This window comes from Oceanibaculum indicum P24 (assembly GCF_000299935.1).
Classification (GTDB): Bacteria; Pseudomonadota; Alphaproteobacteria; order Oceanibaculales; family Oceanibaculaceae; genus Oceanibaculum; species Oceanibaculum indicum.
Map to the genome: position 1 here is coordinate 124,528 of NZ_AMRL01000004.1, position 14,216 is coordinate 138,743.

The following is a 14,216-nucleotide window of genomic DNA, read 5'->3' on the forward strand; positions in this document are numbered from 1 at the left end:
GATGCAGTCGCTAGCGATGAGAAGGGATCAGCGGGCAAAGCTGCTGGAACGCCCGATTTTCTTCTGCAGTTGCAGGATGCCGTAGAGCAGCGCCTCCGCTGTCGGCGGGCAGCCCGGTACGTAGATATCGACCGGCACCACACGGTCGCAGCCGCGCACCACCGAATAGGAATAATGGTAGTAGCCGCCGCCATTGGCGCAGCTGCCCATCGAGATGACGTAGCGCGGTTCCGCCATCTGGTCATAGACCTTGCGCAGGGCCGGCGCCATCTTGTTGCACAGCGTGCCGGCGACGATCATCACGTCGGACTGGCGCGGGCTGGGGCGGAACACGATGCCATAGCGGTCAAGGTCGTAGCGGCTGGCGGCGGTGTGCATCATCTCCACCGCGCAGCAGGCCAGGCCGAAGGTCATCGGCCACATGGAGCCGCTGCGGGCCCAGCCGATCAGCTTGTCCAGCTGGGCGACCACAAACCCCTTGTCGGAAATCTCATCGGTCACGCGACGCAGCAGCGCATCCTGCTCGGCGCCGGGCTGCAGCACGCCCTGCGGGCCCTGTGCGAGACCGTCACGCGGAAGAGTTACTCCCATTCCAGGGCTCCTTTCTTCCATTCATAGACGAAGCCGATGGTCAGGATGCCGAGGAAGACCACCATGGACCAGAAGCCGAACAGCCCGATCTCACCCAGGGATATAGCCCAGGGAAACAGGAAGGCGACCTCAAGGTCGAAGATGATGAACAGGATCGCCACCAGGTAAAAGCGCACATCGAACCGGCCGCGCGCATCGTCGAAAGCCTCGAACCCGCACTCATAGGCCGAAACCTTTTCCGAGTCGGGCCGCTGCGGCGCGACCAGATAGGAGGCAATGACCATCACGGCGGCCAAGCCAATGGCTACGCCGAGAAAGATCAGTATCGCCAGATACTCTTTCAGAAACTCTTCCATGCGATGCGGCCCTAGCGAGAACTCACCGGGTTGGCGGCGGGGCTATACCCCTGTTCCGTAATCCTGCGTCCCGTGCATTTGGCAGTCCGCCGTACACCGCCCTGACCCATGGCCATCGGACGGCGACTTCGTCAGCCATCGGATACGGGCGCCACTATACAGATGACATATGATTTGGCAAAGCAAACCGCACGCGGAACAGGGATTCAGGCGCGACATAACCGCCCGGAAGAAGGCCCAGAACGGCAAATGCGCCGCACACGGAAGTGGCGACGCATGGTCTGGTCGAAACGATGTTCATTTCCGAGGAAATGGCGGGAGTGACGGGGCTCGAACCCGCGACCTCCGGCGTGACAGGCCGGCACTCTAACCAACTGAGCTACACCCCCGCGACAGGGCCCCTCGTGAAAGGGAGCCTTGAAATAGCGTCTCACCCGATGGGTGTCAACGATCTTTCTCGGCCTTGAAACAGATTGTCCGACGCTAAAGTAGAAGCCCTTGCGGGCCGCTCCGACGCGGACGGAAATGGTGGGCGATGACGGGATCGAACCGCCGACATTCTCGGTGTAAACGAGACGCTCTACCGCTGAGCTAATCGCCCTCACCATCCGGTATCAGCGCGTGTGGCGCTGAAATAAAAATCACGCCAGGAGAAGCCCCGCTGGCGTGATTTCTAAGCCCCTAAACGGAACGCGATTTAGTTGATCGCGTCCTTCAGACCCTTGCCAGCCTTGAACTTCGGCTGCTTGGAAGCCGGGATCTTGATCTTCTCACCGGTCCGCGGGTTACGACCTTCGCTGGCCGCGCGCGCCGAAACGGCAAAAGTACCGAAGCCGACGAGGCGAACCTCATCACCAGACTTCAGTGCAGCAGTAATCGAATCGAAAACAGCATCGACCGCCTTGCCGGCATCGGCCTTGGTCAGCCCGCTGTTCTCCGCGACCGCAGCCACGAGTTCATTCTTATTCACGTCGGCCCCCCTCGCAATCCTCAAAAAAAGAAAGGCGTATACAAATCAACGCCCAAGAACGCCACAAGGCATCCTTAAGACCGGAAGACTGTAAATCGCAGAATCCGTCTGCGTCAATCGCCAAGCCGCAGAAATCCGCAGTTTCCTGACGTTTTCTGGGGATAAATGCAAGTTTGTCGCATATTCCGGCATGCTTTCCTCCCTGGAGGCGCAAAAAATCGGCCCCGGTCACGAGGACACGGGGCCGATTCCAGAACATATGGCAGGTAGATCGGGATCAGTGAGTCGTCAGACCGCCCCGATCTTCCTCGCCTGCCGGCCGGGAAACCGGCTCGACCTTGCTCTCATCCCATTCGATGGGAGTCAGCGCCTGGCTCAGCGCCACCTTCAGAACCTCATCGATGTTGGAGCATGGGATAATCTCCATGCCCTTCTTCACATTGTCCGGAATATCCGCCAGATCCTTCTCATTCTCTTGAGGGATCAGCACGGTCTTCAGGCCGCCGCGAAGGGCTGCGAGCAGTTTCTCCTTCAGGCCGCCGATCGGCAGCACCCGGCCACGCAGCGTGATCTCGCCGGTCATGGCGACATCGCGGCGCACCGGAATACCGGTCAGCACCGAGACAATCGCTGTCACCATGGCAACACCGGCCGAGGGGCCATCCTTGGGCGTGGCGCCTTCGGGAACGTGGACGTGAATGTCCTTCTTCTCGAAGATCGTCGGCTTGATCCCGAAGGCGATGGAGCGCGACTTCACGAAGGATTCGGCAGCGTGCACCGATTCCTTCATCACATCGCCCAGCTTGCCGGTCGCGGCCACCTTGCCCTTGCCGGGCAGCGTCACCGCCTCGATCGACAGCAGCTCGCCGCCAACCTCGGTCCAGGCGAGGCCAGTCACCACGCCGACCGCATCCTCAAGCTCCGCCTCGCCGAAGCGGAACTTCCGCACGCCGGCATACTTGTCGAGGTTCTCGCTGGTGACCTCGATGGTCTCCTTGCCTTCGGACAGGATTTCCTTCACCGCCTTGCGCACCAGGTTCGCGATCTCGCGTTCCAGGCTACGCACGCCTGCTTCCCGCGTGTAATAGCGGATCAGGTCACGCAGTGCGCCATCGGTGATCGACCATTCGGCCGGCTTCAGACCGTTCTCCGATACCTGCTTGGCAATCAGGTGGCGGCGCGCGATCTCCACCTTCTCATCTTCGGTGTAGCCGGGGATGCGGATGACCTCCATGCGGTCGAGCAGCGGCTGCGGCATGCGCAGCGTGTTCGCCGTGGTCACGAACATCACATCCGAGAGATCATATTCGACCTCCAGATAATGGTCGGAGAAGGTCCCGTTCTGCTCCGGGTCCAGCACCTCCAGAAGCGCGGAGCTGGGGTCGCCGCGCCAGTCGGCACCCAGCTTGTCGATCTCGTCCAGCAGGAACAGCGGGTTCGAGGTCTTCGCCTTCTTCATGCCCTGGATCACCTTGCCCGGCATGGAGCCGATATAGGTGCGCCGGTGGCCGCGTATTTCCGCCTCGTCACGTACGCCGCCCAGGCTGATGCGCACGAAATTGCGGCCCGTCGCCTTCGCCATGGACTTACCCAGCGAGGTCTTGCCCACACCCGGAGGACCGACGAGGCACAGGATCGGCCCCTTGATCTTGCCGACGCGCTGCTGCACGGCGAGATATTCCAGGATGCGTTCCTTCACCTTCTCGAGCCCGTAGTGATCGGAGTCGAGAACCTCCTGCGCCAGCTTGATGTCCTTCTTGACCTTGCTGCGCTTCTTCCACGGAATCGACAGCATCCAGTCGAGATAGTTTCGCACCACCGTCGATTCGGCGGACATCGGGCTCATCGAGCGCAGCTTCTTCAGCTCCGCCATGGCCTTGTCGCGGGCTTCCTTGCTGAAGCGGGTCTTCTTGATCCGCTCCTCCAGCTCGGCCACCTCGTCGCGGCCATCCTCGCCCTCGCCCAGTTCCTTCTGAATGGCCTTCATCTGCTCATTCAGATAGTACTCGCGCTGGGTCTTCTCCATCTGCCGCTTCACGCGGTTACGGATGCGCTTCTCCACCTGCAGCACGCCGATCTCGCCTTCCATGAAGGCAAAGATCTTCTCCAGCCGCTCGGCGATGGAGTTGGTCTCCAGCAGCTGCTGCTTGTCGGCGATCTTGAGCGCCAGATGCGAAGCAACCGTATCGGCCAGCTTGCTGGGGTCGTCGATCTGGTTGATCGACACCAGCACCTCCGGCGGGATCTTCTTGTTCAGCTTGATGTACTGCTCGAACTGCGTCACCGCGGCCCGCGACAGCGCCTCCAGCTCCTGCCGTTCGGTGGCGACATCGTCGAACACCTCGGCATACGCCTGGAAGAAGTCCGGATTGTCGGTGAAGCTCTTGATCCGGGCACGCTGGCCGCCCTCGACCAGCACCTTCACGGTCTGGTCCGGCAGCTTCAGCAGCTGCAACACGGTACCGATGGTACCAACCTGATAGATGTCGCCGGACTGCGGATCATCCTGGCTGGCATCCTTCTGCGTCACCAGCATGATCTGCTTGTCGTCGCGCATCACATCTTCGAGCGCGCGGACCGACTTTTCGCGCCCGACGAAAAGGGGAACGATCATATGCGGGAACACCACGATGTCCCGCAGCGGGAGAACCGGATACGTACCGCCACGCGATTGTTCGTACATTCTACCTCATTTCGACCTTGTCCCGCCGGGAGGATAGCCGCTTCAAGAGGTGGGGAAGCGGCGGAAATGGCGCGGGATTTCAGATCGACCTTTCGCCTATTCAGATGGCCTTTGTTTTGGCCCGTTCAAGAGCGTGGCAGCACCACACATCGTCCGTCAAGACGGAACAGCCACAACCCCTTGTTTAGGGGTTGTGGCTGGTCCCGATTTCGATGATTTGGGCTGCCGCAAGCACCGTCACGCGCTTGTGTTGGCGTCCTTGCTGCGCTCCCGGCTGTGGACGTAGAGCGGTGCAACCTTGCTCTCGACCACCTCGCGGTTGATGACGATCTCGTCGATGTCCTCCATGCCCGGCAGGTCGAACATCGGATCGAGCAGGATGCCCTCCATGATCGAGCGCAGGCCGCGTGCACCGGTCTTGCGCTGGATCGCCTTCTGCGCGATGGCGCGCAGCGCGTCCTCGGCGAAAGTCAGGTGCACATCCTCCATCTCGAACAGGCGCTGATACTGCTTCACCAGCGCGTTCTTCGGGCTGGTCAGGATGTCCACCAGCGCGTTCTCGTCCAGATCCTCCAGCGTCGCGAGGACCGGCAGACGGCCGATGAATTCGGGGATCAGGCCGAACTTCAGCAGATCCTCCGGCTCGACCTCGCGCAGCACATCGCCGGTGCGGCGCTCGTCCGGCCCCTGCACATCGGCGCCGAAGCCAATTGAGGTGCCCTTGTTGCGCTGCCCGATGATCTTCTCCAGGCCGGAGAAGGCACCGCCGCAGATGAACAGGATGTTGGTCGTGTCCACCTGCAGGAATTCCTGCTGCGGATGCTTGCGCCCGCCCTGCGGCGGCACGGAGGCGACGGTGCCTTCCATGATCTTCAGCAAGGCCTGCTGCACACCCTCGCCCGACACGTCGCGGGTGATCGACGGATTGTCGGACTTGCGCGAAATCTTGTCGACCTCGTCGATATAGACGATGCCGCGCTGCGCCCGCTCGACATTATAGTCGGCGGCCTGAAGCAGCTTCAGGATGATGTTCTCGACATCCTCGCCGACATAGCCAGCCTCAGTCAGCGTGGTCGCATCGGCCATGGTGAAGGGCACATCGATGATGCGCGCCAGCGTCTGCGCCAGCAGCGTCTTGCCGCAGCCGGTCGGGCCGACCAGCAGGATGTTCGACTTGGCCAGCTCGACATCGCCATTCTTCGCGCCATGCGCCAACCGCTTGTAGTGGTTGTGCACGGCAACGGACAGCACGCGCTTTGCATGCGCCTGCCCGATGACATAGTCGTCCAGCACGGTCCGGATTTCCGTTGGCGTCGGAATGCCGTCACGCGATTTGACGAGGCTGCTCTTGTGCTCCTCGCGGATGATGTCCATGCACAGCTCGACGCATTCATCGCAGATGAAAACGGTCGGGCCCGCAATCAGCTTGCGGACCTCGTGCTGGCTCTTGCCGCAAAAGGAGCAGTAAAGCGTGTTCTTCGAATCGCCGCCGCCGGATTTGCTCATCTTAACTCCGTGGGGTCACGTGCGCTTAATATTCTATGTTAGACGCAGCGTTCCGCTACGCTCAACGTGAAAAAACGCGGCTGCGCGTCGTTTTCGTTACAGCCGGCTTCACGCGATCAACAGGATTCAAATGGGTTACGGATCGCGCCAGGTAAAGGCACAAGCCGTAACCCATTGATGCCTATTTCTTTTCTTCGCCCTCAGGAATGGCGCGCCGTGACACGACCTCGTCGATCAGGCCGAAATTCTTGGCTTCTTCGGCCGACATAAAACGGTCACGCTCCAGCGTCTTTTCGATCTCTTCGATCGGCTGGCCGGTGTGATCGGCGTAAATCCGGTTCAGTCGGGCGCGGATCGAGAGGATCTCGCGGGCCTGGATTTCGATGTCTGTCGCCTGCCCCTGGGCACCGCCGGAGGGCTGATGCACCATCACGCGGGAATGCGGCAGGCAGAAGCGCTTGCCCTTGGCGCCCGCGGTCAGCAGCAGCGAGCCCATGGAGGCCGCCTGGCCGATGCACAGGGTGGAAACGTCGGGCCGGATATACTGCATGGTGTCGTACATCGCGAGGCCGGAGGTGACCACACCGCCCGGCGAATTGATGTAGAGCGCGATATCCTTGGTCGGATTCTCGGATTCCAGGAACAGCAGCTGGGCGCAGATCAGGCTGGATACGCCATCATGGACCTGCCCCGTCAGGAAGATGATCCGCTCTTTCAGCAGACGGGAATAGATGTCGTAGGCACGCTCGCCCCGGTTGGTCTGCTCGACCACCATCGGGACCAGGGTGTTCATGTAGACGTCAATCGGATCACGCTCACGCATCATCAGTCGGGTGCTTTCCTGCTTCGGACCGGAACCGCCGGGCGCCCTGCCCGGCGGCGTTGGCATCATGTCATGGGAATTTGGCCCGCAACAAGCCCGGCTTCAAGCGCCGGCTCACTCCGACTTCGCGGCGGCCTTCTTGGTGGTCTTCTTCGGCTTGGCTTCCGCGTCTTCCGCCTTCGTCTCCTTGGCGTCCTTGTCGGCAGCCTTGGTCTTCTTGGCAGCGGTCTTCTTCGCCGGCTTCTTCTTGCCGGAATCGGCCTCCTCGCCATCCTCGTCGATCGGCTTGAACAGCTCTTCCGGCGTCACGGTCTTGTCCGACACCTTCGCCATCTCGAGGATGAAGTCGATGATCTTCTCCTCGAACAGCGGGGCGCGCAGATTGGCCAGCGCCTGCGGGTTGCCGCGATAGAATTCGATCACCTGACGCTCCTGTCCCGGATAGCGGCTGGCCTCCTGGATCATCGCGCGCTGCACCTCTTCGTCAGCGACATCAATGTTGTTCAGCCGGCCGACCTCGGAGAGCAGCAGGCCGAGGCGGACGCGACGCTCGGCGATGGTGCGATATTCCGCCTTCTCCTCGTCGCTCAGCTTCTCGTCCACGGCGTGCTTATGACCATGATCATGGTCGTGATCGTGCCCATGGTCATGATCGTGATGATGATGGTCGTGGTCATGATCGTGGTCATGATCATGATCGTGCGCATGGTCGTGGTCGTGATCATGGCCGGCACCGGCGACCTGGCGCACGATGGTCTCGTACTCCGCATCCAGCATGCCCTGCGGCACCTCAAAGCTGTGCGACTCGGCCAGCTTGTCGAGCAGACGGCGCTTCACCTTGGTGCGCGCGGCCTGCTTGTACTCGCCCTCGATCTGCTGGCGGATCGCCGCCTTCACGCCGGCCAGGTCATCGAAGCCCAGGGTCTTGGCGAACTCGTCATTGATCTCGACCGGGATCGGTTCGTGCAACTCCTTCACCTCGACAGTGAACACGGCTTCCTTGCCGGCGAGTTCGGCATTGCCGTACTCCTCGGGGAAGGTCACCTTCACCTCTCGGGTATCGCCCGGCTTGGCGCCGACCAGCTGGTCCTCGAAACCGGCGATGAAGGTGTTAGAGCCCAGGGTCAGGCGCGCGCCCTCGCCCTTCAGCCGGTCATCATCCTTGCCTTCCAGCTTGCCGGTGAAGTCGATCACCACCACGTCGCCGCTCTTCACAGCGCGCTTCTTCTCGACCGGCTTGGTCTGCTGGTTCTGCTCGGCAATACGGGACATCGCCTGCTCGATCTCATCCTCGGCGATCTCGGCGGTCTCGCGCTCGACCTCAATGGTGGAGAAATCGACCGGCACAATCTCCGGCATGACCTCGACCTTCAACTTGTATTCGAGGTCGGCCCCCTCGTCGAACTTCTCGATCTCGATCTGCGGCTGCATGGCCGGACGGACATTGTTCTCGGCCAGCGCCTGGCTGGAGCTGTCCTGCACCACCTGCTCCAGCACTTCCCCCATCACCGAGGCGCCGAAGCGCTTCTTCACCAGCGTCAGCGGCACCTTGCCGGGGCGGAAGCCCGGCAGGTTGACCATCCCCTGCACTTCCGCGAGACGGATATTCAGCTTTTCCTCGATGTCCTTGGCGGCGACGACCACCTTGAATTCACGGGTCAAGCCGGCGGACTGCGTCTGGGTGATTTCCATGGGGCTCTCGAATCGTTCTCGTCTGGGGCCGCGACGGGCGGCGGTGTCTCGTCGAATCTCTATAAGCGCGCTGTCCGGAACGGCAATCCAGCCTGATATGGCATGGTGCGGGCGGAGGGACTTGAACCCCCACGGCTTTCGCCACAGGAACCTAAATCCTGCGTGTCTACCAATTTCACCACGCCCGCCCGGGACGCCGCACCGGTCGGGATCGCGACACGCCAGCCGAGAGGCCAAGAGCCAAGCAGCCAGACGCTATCGCCGCTCTCCCGAGCAACGCTAAGGGGGCGCTTGTATACCAATTGCCGGGACGCGGCAACACCCGCTCAAAAGCCGGCTACAGGATTCCGTCGCAACCGCTGCAGCAGGCCCGGCAGCCGGTCCGGAATATCCTCGGCGATCAGCCCTGCCGACGCTGTCCCCGCGGCGGCGCCATGCAGCCAGACCGCGGCGCACGCCGCCTCGAAGGCCGGCATGCGCTGCGCCAGAAGCCCCAGCACCAGCCCGGCCAGCACATCGCCGCTGCCCGCCGTCGCCAGGTCGGCCGGCGCATTGTCGTTGATCGCCGCCTTGCCATCGGGTGCCGCGATGACCGTGTCCGATCCCTTCAGGACCAGCACCGCACCCAGCCGCCGCGCCGCTTCCCGTGCACGGGCCAGCCTGTCGCCCTCAATATCAGGGAACAGTCGCGTGAACTCCCCCTCATGCGGGGTCAGCACGCACGGCCCCTGGATCAGCCCGGCCAACGCCTCAGCATCGTCGGCAAAGGCGCTGATCGCTTCGGCATCCAGCACGCAGAACCGGCCGGTCGCCAGCATGGCGGCAACGGACTCACCTACCTCTGGCCCACTGCCCGCTCCGGGCCCGACCAGCAGCGCATTGCGGCGCGGATCGCGCAGGATGTCAGCCAGTGCCGCCCTGTCCGGGCATTCCAGAACGATGGCGCCCGGATGATCCGCGGCGTAGATGGCAGCGGTGCCCGGCGGCACGGCAAGGCTGACCAGCCCTGCCCCGATGCGCCGCGCAGCCTGCGCCGCCAGCCTGCCGGCGCCAGTCATCGGCCCGCCCAGAATCAGCGCATGGCCGCGATGATATTTGTGCGTCTCGCCGCGCGGCACGGGCAGGCTGTCCAGCCACAGGGCGGGGCCATTGCGCCAGCAGCTGGGCTTAATCTCGTCCAGCACCATATCGGGAATGCCGATGGGGGCGATCTCGACAGGGCCGCAGAGATCGCGCCCGGGCAGCAGCAGATGGCCCGGCTTGGCGCGGAAGAAGCTGACCGTCAGCGCCGCCTGCGGCGCATAGCCCAGAACCGCCCCGCTATCGCCGGAGACACCGCTCGGCACATCGATGGCGACGATGGGCAGGCCACGTGCTTCTGCCGCCTGTAGCGCCGCGCGCGCAGCACCCTCCACCGGCTTCGACAGGCCGGCACCGAACAGCGCGTCGATGACGAGGCCAACCTCATCCCAACCGATGCCGTCGATACCGATGACCGGACCAGTCCAGCGCGCCGCCATCGCCGCTGCATCGCCTTTTAGAGTCTCGGGCGGCGTCAGGACGGCAATTGTCACCGGCCAGCCGGCCTGTGCCAGCAGGCGCGCAGCGACATAGCCGTCGCCGCCATTATTGCCCGGCCCTGCCAGCACCAGCACCGGCCGGGGCGACCAGCGCCGGCGAATCGCCTCCGCGACCGCCCTGCCCGCCGCCTCCATCAGATCGAGGCTGGAAACACCGCCCGCCATCGCTGCCCGGTCCGCCGCATACATCTGGGCAGTGGTCAGCAGGGCGAGCGGGCCGGCTTTCATGTCTACTTCCCGCCGGTGATATCGGCCACGGCGCGCACTTTGGCCAGCGCCCCGTCGCGCAGGAAGGCGACATCCGCGCCATCCAGCACCAGATCGAAGCCCTGGCCGAACAGGGTGCGGGCGTCGTACTCCGGCGTCGGGATGATGCCGATCAGCTTGCCGGCCTGCTTCACTGCCGCCTTCACGCCGTCAATGGCCTTGCGCACCTCGGGATGGTCCGGCTGGCCGAAATAGCCAAGGCTGGCGGAGAGATCCATCGGCCCGACGAAGATCAGGTCGATGCCATCGGTGCCGGCAATGGCCGCAGCATTCTCGACACCTGCTCTTGTTTCGATCTGCGCCATGATCAGCAGCTCATCCACCGTCTTCTCCAGATAGGCGGCAAGGTCGGTGCCATAGCGGGAGGCGCGCACGATGGGATAGGCGATGCCGCGCACGCCGCGCGGCGGGTAGCGGCAGGCGGCGACTGCGGCCTGCGCCTCCGCGCCCGTGCTGATGGCGGGGATCATCACACCCTCGGCGCCGGCATCCAGGATGCGCTTCAGATAGACCGTATCGTTCCACGGTACGCGCACCATCGCCGGGCAGCCGCCCGCGTTTGCCGCCTGCATCTGCTGGATCGCCGCCGTGATATCGCCTGGCCCGTGCTCGCAATCGATCAGCACCATGTCGAAGCCGGCACGGGCGCAGATTTCCGCCGACATGCCGTTCGCCATGTTGAGAAAGCAGCCAAGGGCCGGCCGGCCCGCCTGCAAGCTGTGCTTCAGCGGCGTGTTCTGGGTCACCTTATTGTTCCTCCCCCTGCATTACAGACGCTTCATGCATAGGCCGGGCAAAACGGCCTGACAAGCGCACGCGAGGGCAGGTCTGCGCTGCACCGGTCACGGCATCGGCATGTCCAGTTCATGAAACCGTCCGCAACTCTTCACACCCCCGCAACCGCCCTGCAATGCCGACGTAACTGCCGCCGTTTAATCGGGACAGGATCGGGCGATTGCGGCCCGCTGAGGCTTAAGAGGGGGAACTCAAATGGCCTATACGCTTCAAATCCTGCACGCTTCCGACCTGGAAGGCGGTGTCGATGCCATCAGCCAGGCGCCGAATTTCGCCGCCATCGTCGATTATCTGGAAGATACCTACGCGAACACCATCGTACTGTCCGCGGGCGACAATTTCATTCCCGGCCCGTTCTTCAACGCGGCAGCCGACTCCTCGGTCGCGGCAACGCTGAACTCGGTCTATACGCAGCTCTATGGCCAGACCTTCTCGGGCCTGTCCACCGGTTCCGGTCGCCTCGACATCGCGATCATGAACACCATCGGGTTCGACGCCTCGGCGCTCGGCAACCATGATTTCGACGCCGGCACGGACGGGCTGCAGTCAGTGATCTCCGCCAGCCTGGGCAGCAGCACGGCCAATACCGGCTGGCTGGGCACCATGTTCCCGTATCTCAGCGCCAATCTGGATTTCTCTGCCAATAGCGGGCTGAACGCGCTGTACAGCAGCACATTGCAGCAGAACACCGCCTTCCAGTCGCTGAATGCGCAAGGCGAACTCGTCTCCGGCGCGCCGAAGCTGGCGGCCTCCACCATCATCGAGCGCGACGGCGAGCAGATCGGCGTGGTCGGCGCGACGACGCAGTTGCTGGCCTCGATCTCCTCGCCCGGCACCGTCTCCGTCGAGAGCGGTGGCAGCAACGACATGGCCGCGCTGGCCGCGATCATCCAGCCGGAGATCGACGCGATGCTGGCCGCCGGCATCAACAAGATCATCCTGGTCAGCCACCTGCAGCAGATTTCGCTGGAAAAGGAACTGGCCGGCCTGCTGAAGGGCGTGGACGTCATCATCGCCGGTGGTTCCGACACGCTGCAGGCCGATGCCGAGGACGTCTCGCGCGGCCTGAAGGACGGCGACACGCCGGCCGAGACCTATCCGTTCCTCACCACCAATGCCGACGGCGACCCGGTCGCCATCGTCAGCACCGATGGTGAATACAGCTATGTCGGCCGGCTGGTCGTCACCTTCGACGATAATGGCGTGCTCGACGCCTCCAGCATCGACGCCAATGTCAGCGGCGCCTTCGCCGCCACTACGGAGCAGGTCGAGGCACTGTACGGCACGGCGGACGCCTTCGCCGACGGCAGCAAGGGCGATCTGGTGCAGGAACTGACCAGCGCGGTCAGCACCATCGTCACCGCGCAGGACGGCAATGTCTTCGGCAACACCGATGTCTATCTAAACGGCGTGCGCGGCTCCGTCCGTACCGAGGAAACCAACCTCGGCAATTTGACCGCCGACGCCAACCTCTATGTCGCGCAGCAGACCGACAGCAGCGTGCTGGTGTCGATGAAGAATGGCGGCGGCATTCGTGCTGCCATCGGCCAGGTCAGCGAGACCTCGCCCGGCGTGTACGAACTGTCCCCGCCGGAGGCCAACGCGCTCTCCGGCAAGGAGGCCGGCCAGGTCTCCCAGCTCGACATCCTGAACGCGCTGCGCTTCAACAACGCGCTGTCGGTGGTCACCGTCACCGCCGATCAGCTGAAGCAGCTTGTCGAGCATTCGGTCGCCGCGTCCGGCGGCAGCGCCACGCCGGGCCAGTTCGGCCAGTGGGGCGGCATCCGCTTCAGCTACGACACCAGCCTGGAAGCCGGCAGCCGGGTGCAGAACCTGGCTATCGTCAATGATGACGGGTTCATCGTCGATGTCATCGTGCAGAATGGCGAGCTGGCGGGCGATGCCGGCCGGGCCATCCGCATGGTGACGCTGAGCTTCCTGGCCGATGGCGGCGACAGCTATCCGCTGGACGATTTCATTGCCGCCAACCCGACCTTCGCGAACCGGGTCGATCTCGCCGATACGCTGACCGAGGCCGGGCTCGCCACCTTCGCCGATCCGGGCACGGAACAGGACGCGCTGGCCGAATATCTGGCGGCCTTCCACAGCACCACGCCTTATGCAGAGGCCGATACGGCCGCCAGCCTGGACATCCGCATCCAGAACCTGTCGGTGCGCAGCGATAGCGTCCTGACCGAGCAGCGCAACGGCACCAACGGCGCCGACACCATCAATGGCGGCGACTACAATGACAACATCCGCGGCGGGGCCGGCAACGACTCGCTGACCGGCGGTGCGGGCAACGACACCATCGAAGGCGGCGACGGTAATGACATCATCGACCTTCGGGCCGACAGCGGCGTAACGGTCGCCAATGGCAACCGCAATGCCGACACCATTCTGGGCGGCGATGCCGGCGAGGTGCTGCGCGGCGGCAAGGGCCATGACTCGATCGATGGTGGGGCCGGCAATGACCTGATCTATGGCGGTCAGGGCAACGATACGCTGGCCGGCGGCAGCGGTGTGGATTTCTTCCTGTTCGAGGCGTCCAGCGGCACCGATGTCATCACCGACTTTCAGGCCGGCACCGACAAGCTGTTCGTCACCTCCAACGCCAATGGCAACAGCATCTTCACGGCCGAGCAGCTGCTGGCGGCGGCGGTGAACAGCAGCGGTAATGTGGTGATCGAGCTGGGCGGCGAGAACAGCGTCACGCTGCAGGGCGTCACCCTGGCCCAGCTGACGGTGGCGGATTTCGCCGTCGCCTGATCGGCCCAGCCAGAAATACACAAGGCGCGTCGGACCCGTCCGGCGCGCCTTTTTCTATCAGGCAAATCTTGAGAATAGTGGGGCGAGCTACGGGGTTCGAACCCGTGACCTCATGGACCACAACCATGCGCTCTAACCAACTGAGCTAAGCCCGCCACCGTGGGAGCGCCTTGGTACCCGAACG

General features: G+C 63.4%; 10 protein-coding genes and 4 tRNA genes. 1 reads left to right on the plus strand and 13 read right to left on the minus strand.

Annotated elements, in window-relative coordinates:
- Positions 1-27: 27 nt before the first annotated feature.
- The 12 genes from P24_RS05185 to P24_RS05240 form a co-directional block, all read right to left on the minus strand.
- A complete protein-coding gene (locus P24_RS05185) occupies positions 28-591 on the minus strand; it encodes a NuoB/complex I 20 kDa subunit family protein (RefSeq protein ID WP_051013081.1) in 564 nt (187 codons plus the stop codon).
- The gene (locus tag P24_RS05190; protein ID WP_008943647.1) at positions 582-947 is read right to left on the minus strand and encodes an NADH-quinone oxidoreductase subunit A; all 366 of its coding nucleotides are present in this window, start codon (positions 945-947) and stop codon (positions 582-584) included. Before P24_RS05190 ends, P24_RS05185 begins: the two co-directional genes overlap by 10 nt.
- A gap of 312 nt (positions 948-1,259) precedes the next feature.
- A tRNA-Asp gene (locus tag P24_RS05195) sits at positions 1,260-1,336 on the minus strand.
- A 137-nt stretch (positions 1,337-1,473) separates the two neighbouring features.
- Positions 1,474-1,548, minus strand: a tRNA-Val gene (locus tag P24_RS05200).
- 96 nt (positions 1,549-1,644) lie between these two features.
- Positions 1,645-1,935 carry an HU family DNA-binding protein gene (locus P24_RS05205; RefSeq protein WP_183077919.1) on the minus strand — a complete coding sequence of 97 codons (291 nt, stop codon included), beginning with the start codon at positions 1,933-1,935 and terminating at the stop codon, positions 1,645-1,647.
- Positions 1,936-2,194: 259 nt separating this feature from the next.
- A complete protein-coding gene (gene lon / locus P24_RS05210; RefSeq protein WP_008943649.1) occupies positions 2,195-4,600 on the minus strand; it encodes an endopeptidase La in 2,406 nt (801 codons plus the stop codon).
- A 237-nt stretch (positions 4,601-4,837) separates the two neighbouring features.
- Positions 4,838-6,106 carry an ATP-dependent Clp protease ATP-binding subunit ClpX gene (clpX, locus tag P24_RS05215; RefSeq protein WP_008943650.1) on the minus strand — a complete coding sequence of 423 codons (1,269 nt, stop codon included), beginning with the start codon at positions 6,104-6,106 and terminating at the stop codon, positions 4,838-4,840.
- A 181-nt stretch (positions 6,107-6,287) separates the two neighbouring features.
- Entirely contained in the window at positions 6,288-6,929 is a 642-nt protein-coding gene (gene clpP, locus P24_RS05220) for an ATP-dependent Clp endopeptidase proteolytic subunit ClpP (protein ID WP_040706670.1), read from the minus strand.
- A gap of 114 nt (positions 6,930-7,043) precedes the next feature.
- A complete protein-coding gene (tig, locus tag P24_RS05225) occupies positions 7,044-8,621 on the minus strand; it encodes a trigger factor (protein ID WP_008943652.1) in 1,578 nt (525 codons plus the stop codon).
- A gap of 103 nt (positions 8,622-8,724) precedes the next feature.
- A tRNA-Leu gene (locus P24_RS05230) sits at positions 8,725-8,809 on the minus strand.
- Between the two features lie 138 nt (positions 8,810-8,947).
- Positions 8,948-10,429 (minus strand): NAD(P)H-hydrate dehydratase, encoded by a 1,482-nt coding sequence (locus tag P24_RS05235; RefSeq protein WP_008943653.1) that lies wholly within the window; start codon positions 10,427-10,429, stop codon positions 8,948-8,950.
- 2 nt (positions 10,430-10,431) lie between these two features.
- A complete protein-coding gene (locus tag P24_RS05240) occupies positions 10,432-11,214 on the minus strand; it encodes an HpcH/HpaI aldolase family protein (protein WP_008943654.1) in 783 nt (260 codons plus the stop codon).
- A 244-nt stretch (positions 11,215-11,458) separates the two neighbouring features.
- Here P24_RS05240 and P24_RS05245 point away from each other — a divergent pair, with 244 nt between their 5' ends.
- Complete coding sequence (locus P24_RS05245) at positions 11,459-14,032, plus strand: 5'-nucleotidase C-terminal domain-containing protein (RefSeq protein WP_008943655.1); 2,574 nt, start codon at positions 11,459-11,461, stop codon at positions 14,030-14,032.
- 78 nt (positions 14,033-14,110) lie between these two features.
- On the opposite strand, the gene P24_RS05250 is transcribed toward P24_RS05245, so the two are convergent.
- Positions 14,111-14,187: transfer RNA gene (locus tag P24_RS05250), tRNA-His, on the minus strand.
- Positions 14,188-14,216 lie beyond the last annotated feature (29 nt).

What these genes read in the sequence shown, in the direction of transcription:
- clpP (WP_040706670.1), bottom strand. Translation starts at nt 6,929, where the DNA reads ATGCGTGAGCGTGATCCGATTGACGTCTACATGAACACCCTGGTCCCG.
- P24_RS05190 (WP_008943647.1), bottom strand. Translation starts at nt 947, where the DNA reads ATGGAAGAGTTTCTGAAAGAGTATCTGGCGATACTGATCTTTCTCGGC.
- clpX (WP_008943650.1), bottom strand. Translation starts at nt 6,106, where the DNA reads ATGAGCAAATCCGGCGGCGGCGATTCGAAGAACACGCTTTACTGCTCC.
- lon (WP_008943649.1), bottom strand. Translation starts at nt 4,600, where the DNA reads ATGTACGAACAATCGCGTGGCGGTACGTATCCGGTTCTCCCGCTGCGG.
- P24_RS05235 (WP_008943653.1), bottom strand. Translation starts at nt 10,429, where the DNA reads ATGAAAGCCGGCCCGCTCGCCCTGCTGACCACTGCCCAGATGTATGCG.
- tig (WP_008943652.1), bottom strand. Translation starts at nt 8,621, where the DNA reads ATGGAAATCACCCAGACGCAGTCCGCCGGCTTGACCCGTGAATTCAAG.
- P24_RS05185 (WP_051013081.1), bottom strand. Translation starts at nt 591, where the DNA reads ATGGGAGTAACTCTTCCGCGTGACGGTCTCGCACAGGGCCCGCAGGGC.
- P24_RS05245 (WP_008943655.1), top strand. Translation starts at nt 11,459, where the DNA reads ATGGCCTATACGCTTCAAATCCTGCACGCTTCCGACCTGGAAGGCGGT.